General features: G+C 55.3%; 3 protein-coding genes and 1 pseudogene. 2 read left to right on the top strand and 2 right to left on the bottom strand.

From position 1 onward, the window contains the following. Positions 1-525: pseudogene (locus tag ACREAY_RS10425) on the bottom strand (DNA primase DnaG); the annotation flags it as partial. A gap of 92 nt (positions 526-617) precedes the next feature. Next, positions 618-1,058 carry a toprim domain-containing protein gene (locus ACREAY_RS10420; RefSeq protein ID WP_431755707.1) on the bottom strand — a complete coding sequence of 147 codons (441 nt, stop codon included), beginning with the start codon at positions 1,056-1,058 and terminating at the stop codon, positions 618-620. 73 nt (positions 1,059-1,131) lie between these two features. Here ACREAY_RS10420 and ACREAY_RS10415 point away from each other — a divergent pair, with 73 nt between their 5' ends. Next, entirely contained in the window at positions 1,132-1,809 is a 678-nt protein-coding gene (locus ACREAY_RS10415; RefSeq protein ID WP_431755706.1) for a type 1 glutamine amidotransferase, read from the top strand. A gap of 40 nt (positions 1,810-1,849) precedes the next feature. Continuing rightward, a partial coding sequence (locus ACREAY_RS10410) for an acetate--CoA ligase family protein (RefSeq protein ID WP_431755705.1) occupies positions 1,850-3,823 on the top strand: 1,974 nt, incomplete at its 3' end.

Here is a 3,823-nt window from a genome sequence, read left to right as displayed (position 1 = left end):
GAGTATAATCCACTCTGAATCGAAAACGCCAGTCCCGCACGCCAGCTGGGCCTTGCCGTACGACGTCAGCTTGCCGGGCTTGCTTGCGTCATAGACGTCTTTGAGCATCTCTTCGCCCTCGCTGATAGTCTTTGTCGCCCAGTCCTGCACTATCTTTTTGGCCCTGTCGACGATGACCTTTTTCTTTATTGCGCGAATGTCGTCAATGCCCATCAGCTGGAACTTGGCCTGGAAGGGTCCGACCTTGTCGATGCTCTCTATCGCCGCGGCAATGAGCGCGGCTGTCGAGATGTCGGTGCTCATCGGTATGAGCGCGTCGCCCTTTGCAGAGCTTCCCTTTGTTTCCACGTTTACTTCAATTCTTCCAACCTTTGAGACTTTTTGCAGCTCGTTGAGGTTCATTTCAGGTCCAAGGAGGCCTTCGGTCTGTCCAAAAATAGCGCCGATTATGTCAGCCTTCTCGACCAAACCATCAACTTCAAACTTTAACTTAACATGATATTTTACGATCCCTGTGCTAGGCAATTTTTCTTCGATACCTCGTAACTCGTTGGTTCGTTACCGTTTGAAATTCTTGCTTGCTTGAATATAAGTGCTTTTGTACGCATTGAGACGCGTCAGGCGTAGAAGTAGAGGTCCTTGCGCGCCCCAGTCACCCCGGACAGCGGGGCGGCATATATGAGCAGGTCCTCGACGTGGCGCACCTTGCCGTTTGTTATCCGGGCGAGGGTGTGCTTGTAAAAGAGGTTGACGCTGTTTCGCCGGAACTGCAGCTGCGACACAAGCCGGCTTGTGAGGTACTTGCCCGTCCGGTCCATGTCAAGGAGCAGGATTATCTTTTTGTCCGCGTGAGAATGAGAGTCGACAAAGTCGGCGACGCCTTTGAAATTGTGGAAGACAGCAGGGATGCCGGTAAAGCCGATGCTCAATAGCGCTTCTGCATCGCGCCTCCCCTCCACCACGACGACAGAGCCCTTTTCAGACTCTGCGTTGAGCATCCCTACAAAACCGCGCAGCTTCTCAATCACGTGCTCGTCAGAGGATGACTGGTAGCCCATCGGGCACCTGTAATGTACGCGAGAATGATTTAACGCTTTTGGAATAAATACCGCCCCGAACATGACACCATGGTTGAAAAAGGTCCTTTCAGTGCAAAACATTGCCTGCGAGAGCCTTGGCACGCTTGAGGACCTGCTAGAGGCAGACGGCTTTTCAATAGAGACCGTCAACGCGCAGACTGACAGGATTCCAGACGCGGCCGGCTACTCGGCCGTCATCATCCTCGGCGGCCCCATGGCAGTATATGACAATTTTCAATACTTGCATAGGGAGCAGGAGCTGGTACGCGATGCCGTCAAAAACGACATACCGGTGCTCGGCATCTGCCTCGGCTCGCAGCTGATAGCGCAGGCCATGGGCGGGCGGGTCTACAAGGGCGCAAAAAAGGAGCTTGGATGGCACCAAGTCTCGCTGACGGGCGATGGAGAAAGGGGACTCTTTGCAGGCGGCGGCAACAAGATGAGGGTGTTTCAGTGGCACGGCGACACGTACGACCTGCCGCCAAATGCAACAGTTCTCGCGTACTCGGATTTGTACCCGCAGGCATTCAGGATAAAAAGCGCGATAGGCGTCCAGTTCCACCTTGAAGTCGACGAGCGCCTCATCAGGGCGTGGATGAAGGAGTACGGCAGCGAAGTCAGGGCCGAAAAGGTGGACGAGCGGGACCTGTTGCCTGCCGCAGGCGACCTCGAAAAGCTCGCGAAAGGCTGTCAGCTTGCCTACAGGAACTTCGCAAGGATGGTTAGGTAACTTTAAAAGAAGCTTGAGAAGCTTTTTCTCTCGAACACATATGGCCGGTCAAAAGGTCCAAAAGATTTTTGACGACGTTTTTGCAACCAAGGAAAAAGTAATCACTGAAGAGTTGGCTAAACAGGTTTTGACAGAATACGGCGTCAAGGTGCCGCCGTACGCCCTCGTCACGAGCGAGGCCGAGGCCGAAAAGAAGGCAAGAGAGATAGGCTTTCCGCTTGTGGCCAAGATAGTGTCGCCAGAGATCCTGCACAAGACCGACGTCAGAGGAGTCAAGGTGGGTCTGCAGAACGAGGCGCAGGTCAAGGAGGCGTTTTCCGACATGCACGGCAGGCTTTCCAAGCAGTACGGCACTGTAAAGGGCGTGTTACTCGAAAAGATGGTTCCGTCCGGTGCCGAGCTCATCGTCGGCCTGCAGAACGACCCGCAGTTTGGCCCCATACTCATGGCAGGCATCGGAGGCATTTACACTGAAATCTTCAAGGACGTTACATTCAGGGTGCTCCCGATAACAAGGCAGGACGCGCTAGAGATGGTAGAGGAGCTAAAGGGCAAAAAGATCCTCGAAGGGTTCCGCGGCGCGGCCCCGGTCGACAAGAACATGATAGCCGACGCGCTCGTCAGCATCGGCAACCTGGGCACCGAGATGGCCCACATGTACGAGAGCATCGACTTTAACCCCGTCATTTTCTACGAAAAGAGCTACTTTGTGGTTGACGCCAAGATAATCCTGCGCCAGCAGGTAGACCAGGGCGCGATTTCAAAGTCGCAGCCCGACTCGACCAGCATGGACCTCTTCTTCAACCCCAAGTCTGTCGCGCTCATCGGCGCGTCGCCAGAGGCCGGCAAGGTCGGCAACTCGGTGCTAGAGAGCCTGAAGCGGTACAATGGCAAGATATTCCCGGTAAACGCCAAGGGCTACTCTGACATCATGGGCATCAAGGCGTACAAGAGCATCGACGACATCCCTGAAAACGTCGACTTGGTGATAGTCACGGTGGACCTGAAATTCGTGCCAGAGCTGCTGAAACAGGCGGCCAAGAAGGGCAACCACAACTTTGTCGTGATATCAGGCGGCGGCAAGGAACTAGGCGGCGAGCGCGCCGCCATCGAGGCGGAGGTAAAGAGGCTGTCGCAGGAGCTAAAAATCAGGATAATCGGCCCCAACTGCATCGGCATGTTCAACGGCGCCAACAGGCTCGACTGCGCATTCCAGGGCGAGAAGAGGATGGTCAGGCCAAAAGACGGCAACGTCGCGTTCCTCTCGCAGTCCGGCACCGTGGGTATCGCCTTTATGGAAAGCTCTGATGCGTTTGGCATGAGCAAGATGATATCCTACGGCAACAGGTCAGACGTCGACGAAGCGGACATGATCTGGTACCTTTCTGAAGACCCCAAGACCAAGGTCATTGGCCTCTACGTCGAGGGCCTTGGCGACGGAAGAAAGTTTGCGAACACTGCCAGGAAGGTGATAACCGAGAGGAAAAAGCCCATCGTGGTATTCAAAAACGGCAGGTCGGCGCGCGGAGCAAAACAGGCCGCGTCGCACACGGGATCGCTTGGCGGCTCGTTTGGCGTGGTCAAGGGCGCCATGGAGCAGGCAGGCATCATCTCTGTCGACTCGTACGAAGAGCTGACGGGCGCGCTAAAGGCACTGAACTGGCAGCCGACCCCCAAGGGCAACCGCGTGGCCCTTGTCACAAACGGCGCCGGCCCCATCATTGCAGCCATCGACAACTTTGAGCGCCTCGGCCTGCAGGTCGCCGAATTGTCAGAGCAGACGAAAAAGTCGTTCAAGGACCATTATCCTGCGACGTACGTCATCGGCAATCCCTGCGACATCACCGGCTCTGCCAACGCAGACGACTACAGGTTCGCAATCCAGGCGTTCATGGACGATCCCAACGTAGACATCCTGATGCCATGGTTCGTTTTCCAGGACGATCCCCTCGAAGAGACCATAGTCGATGTCCTCGCAAGCTTCCAGAAGCAGAAGAAAAAGCCCATACTAGTC

Source organism: Nitrososphaera sp. (assembly GCF_050748925.1).
In the GTDB taxonomy this organism is placed as follows: domain Archaea; phylum Thermoproteota; class Nitrososphaeria; order Nitrososphaerales; family Nitrososphaeraceae; genus Nitrososphaera.
This window is presented reverse-complemented; position numbering and strand designations above follow the sequence as displayed.

What these genes read in the sequence shown, in the direction of transcription:
- ACREAY_RS10420 (WP_431755707.1), bottom strand. Translation starts at nt 1,058, where the DNA reads ATGGGCTACCAGTCATCCTCTGACGAGCACGTGATTGAGAAGCTGCGC.